3 protein-coding genes are annotated in these 3,325 nt (G+C 67.5%); all 3 read left to right on the top strand.

Features of this window, described 5'->3' with window-relative positions; all coding sequences use genetic code 11:
- Nucleotides 1–265, top strand: a 265-nt coding sequence (locus VF794_RS13485) for a DUF2381 family protein (protein ID WP_331110390.1), incomplete at its 5' end; no start/stop codon positions are given.
- A 12-nt stretch (nucleotides 266–277) separates the two neighbouring features.
- The gene (locus VF794_RS13480; protein ID WP_331110388.1) at nucleotides 278–2,065 is read left to right on the top strand and encodes a serine/threonine protein kinase; all 1,788 of its coding nucleotides are present in this window, start codon (nucleotides 278–280) and stop codon (nucleotides 2,063–2,065) included.
- Nucleotides 2,066–2,431: 366 nt separating this feature from the next.
- On the top strand, nucleotides 2,432–3,325 hold an 894-nt coding region (locus VF794_RS13475; RefSeq protein WP_331110386.1), incomplete at its 3' end, for a transposase.

Raw genomic sequence — 3,325 nt, 5'->3', positions numbered from 1 at the left:
CTGGGCGCTTGCCGTCGTCCGTGTGCGCAACCTTCCGGGGCAGAAGCCCTGGGAGCCGGAAGAGGCGCGACTCACCCTGGCGGACGGCACTCCGGTGAAAGTGCGCTCCGTGGAGATGAACAAGGCGCGGCTCGCGCCTGGCGAGGAGGGCCTCGTGGCGGTGGAGACGGAGGCTCCCTTCTGGAAGGTGGACGAAGTCTTCCGCCTGGAACTGCTGGACAAGAGCGGCAGCCGTCGCCTTCTCCTCCCCAAAGTGAAGCTGTAGGAGCGCCGGCCCATGAAGGAAACCCTGCACCCGGACCACCTCCAACCTGGCCACATGGTGGGGCCCTGGCGCATTGTCCAGGTGGTGGGCCTAGGAGGCTCCTCCCGCGTCTTCAAGGTGGAGCGGGACGGCCGTCCCTACTCCATGAAGGTGGCGTTGCGCCCTCTCTCTGGAGCCCAGGAAGAGCTCCCGGAGGAGGAGTACGTGGAGGAGAAGAGCGCCTACCGGAAGCTGGCCCGGGAGGCGGCTGCCCTCTTCACCTACTCCTCCCACCCCAACCTGCTGCGCGTGTACGCGGTGGACTTCTGGCCCAACCCCACCCAGGGCTATCCCTTCATCGTCACCGACTACGTGGACGGGGACGACTGGCACCGGTGGCGCTGGCGCAAGCCCACTCAGGCCGCCGGACTGGTGGACACCTTCAGCGACGTGGTGCGCACCGTGGGGGCATTGCACGCGCGCGGCGTGTACCACCGGGACTTGAAGGCGGAGAACATCCTCATCCGCCGGCAGGACGGCAGGCCCTTCCTCATCGACTTCGGCACCGTGCGCCTGCCGGGGGCCCTCACGAAAACATTGGGCATCCCCGAGGGCGTCCTGCACTTGCTGCCGCCCGAGCTCCTGGCCTACACGCGCACGGAGGCGTTGAAGCGGGGAGAGCCTTTCCAAGGGGGCGCCGCCGCGGACCTGTACGCACTGGGGGTGCTGCTCTACCAGGGGCTCTCGGACCTGCACCCCTTCAACCCCGAGCTGCCGGACAAGGAACTGCTGGCCGCCATCGCCACCGTGCCCCCAACGGAGCCCCATCTCCTCAACCCCCTGGCGCCGCGCTCCCTCAGCGACATCGCCATGAGGCTGCTAGAGAAGAAGCCGGAGGGCCGCTACCCCGACACCGCGGCGCTGCTCCAGGCATTGGAGAGGGCCGCCGAGCAGGGGAGGAACTCTCCCGCCTGGAAGGTGCCGCTCTTCGCCGCCGAGGCGAGCCCGTCGGAGCCAGCGCCCGAAGAGGTAGCGGCACCGCCAGCTCAGCCGTCGGAAACGGCGCGCGTGGTCCAGGAGGCGCCGCTGTCTCCCCAGGACGTGGGCACCCAGGTTGAAGCCCAACAGGAGGCCACTGTCACTCCGGGCCGCCCGCGCCGTGCAAGGTGGCCCTTGGTCCTCCTCGCGAGCCTGACCGTGCTCGGCCTTGCCTTGTGGCTGGTGCGCTCCACACTCGTCCCCCCGCCCGAGGCACTGCTGCCTGGGTCTGGCCGTTCCGAGAAAGGAAGCCCATTCGTGTCCACCTCTTTCCGCTCCACTTCCTCAAGTCTCCTCGCCGCCTGGCTGTGTGCTGTCGTCGGCCTGGGTTGCCCTGCCGCCCAGGTGAAGCCTCCGGAGCCCGAGGACTGCCCCAAGGACGCAACGGAGATGATGTTCCGGAAGTGGAAGGTCCAGATGGGCCGCGGGCTTCGGGCCATCGTGGACATCAACCAGCCCGGCGACTTCAGCGAGGTGGGCACCTACCAGGATGGCCCCGTTATCGGACGCCTCGTCGAGGGAGCTGGAGGCCTGCCCGAGGGGACGCTTCTCCACGGCCGACTCTGGACGGGCCCCGGCATCTACGAGATGGAGGGGGAGAAGAAGCACCCGGCCGTCCTGGGCCGCTACACCCTGGCCGTGCTGCCCGACGGGCAGAAACACCCCGTGTGCCTCGTACTGGGCGGAGAGCAGGGGCGTGTCCCCACAGGGGAAGGCTCGAAACCCGGTGCAGTGCGGATGCCTCGGGAGTTCCCAGTGAGCCCGGTGTGGCGCTGGCCGTAAGGCACATGGCCCTATGGAGCCGCCTCGGTTGGAGCGACGAGGCGGCTTTCCTCAAACGTGCCGACTACAGGCCGACGAATTCTCATTCCCACCCCAGGACGTTCATCATCAATCCGTCTATGCGCCTGCGGCCAGTGACACACGCCCTCTTGGAGAGAGAGTCGGCCTGTTTCACGTGGGCATCGTCAAAATGCACTGCACCACGGGAATCTCGAACTGCCGGAGAGGGTGTCAAAGGATTCGACACGAGGGACTCAAGCCACGGAACGAGACTGGGTATCCCTCCGAGTCCCCAAGTCTTTCCAAGGACTTGAAGCTGGCTCGCCGGGTGCACGGGGCCTGGCGACTCGCTCGTAGGGGATGGGGATGGGCTGGCCGCTGAGGATGTTCAAAGAGGAGGGCTATTACTTCGTGACGTCCAAGTGCTTCCAGGGGCGGCTGCTGCTGCGTCCCAGCGCGCAGGTGAACGAGGTGGTGGGTGGGGTGCTGGCGCGCGCCGTCCAGCAGAGCGCCGGGAATGTGCGGCTGCACGCCTTCACCTTCGCTTCCAATCACTTCCACCTGCTGGTGTGGGCGCGGGGGGCCGCGCTCGCCAGCTTCATGCAATACCTGCGCGCCAACCTCTCCAGGAAGGTAGGGCGACTGGTGGACTGGAGTGGAGGCTTCTGGGAGCGGCGCTACTCAGCGGAGCCGGTGCTGGACGACACGGCACTGGTGGGGCGGTTGCGCTACGTTTTGGCCCATGGAGTGAAGGAGGGCTTGGTGGAGAGGAGTGCCGAGTGGCCGGGACTCACGTGTCTACCGCAGCTGCTGGGGCCGGCGAGGCGACTGTTCCAGTGGTTCAACTGGACGAAGCGCTGGAGCAAGAGGGGGAGCGAGGACACGGCAGTGGGGGAGGGGCGCTTCGCCGAGGAAATCGCCGAGCTGGTGGAGTTGGAGGTGGCGCCACTGCCGTGCTGGGAAGGACTGGGGGAGGAGGGGAGGCAGCGCGTGGTTCGGGGACTCGTGGAGGCGGTGGAAGCCGAGGCTCGCGCACAGGACAAGCCTGTGCTGGGAGTGCGGGCCTTGAGGGCACAACACCCGCATACCCGGCCCGAGCGCCTCAAGCGAAGCCCCCGACCGTTGGGGCATGCCTCGACGCGCCAGGCATTGAAGGAGTTGCGTGAGCAGTACCGGGCCTTCGTCGCGGCATTCCGAGAGGCGGCGGCACGGTGGATGCGAGGGGACTTCTCGGCCAGCTTTCCGCTCTTCTCTTTTCCG

The organism is Archangium sp. (genome assembly GCF_036389735.1).
In the GTDB taxonomy this organism is placed as follows: domain Bacteria; phylum Myxococcota; class Myxococcia; order Myxococcales; family Myxococcaceae; genus Archangium.
The sequence above is the reverse complement of the archived record's forward strand: the minus strand, read 5'-3'. Positions and strand labels throughout refer to the sequence as shown.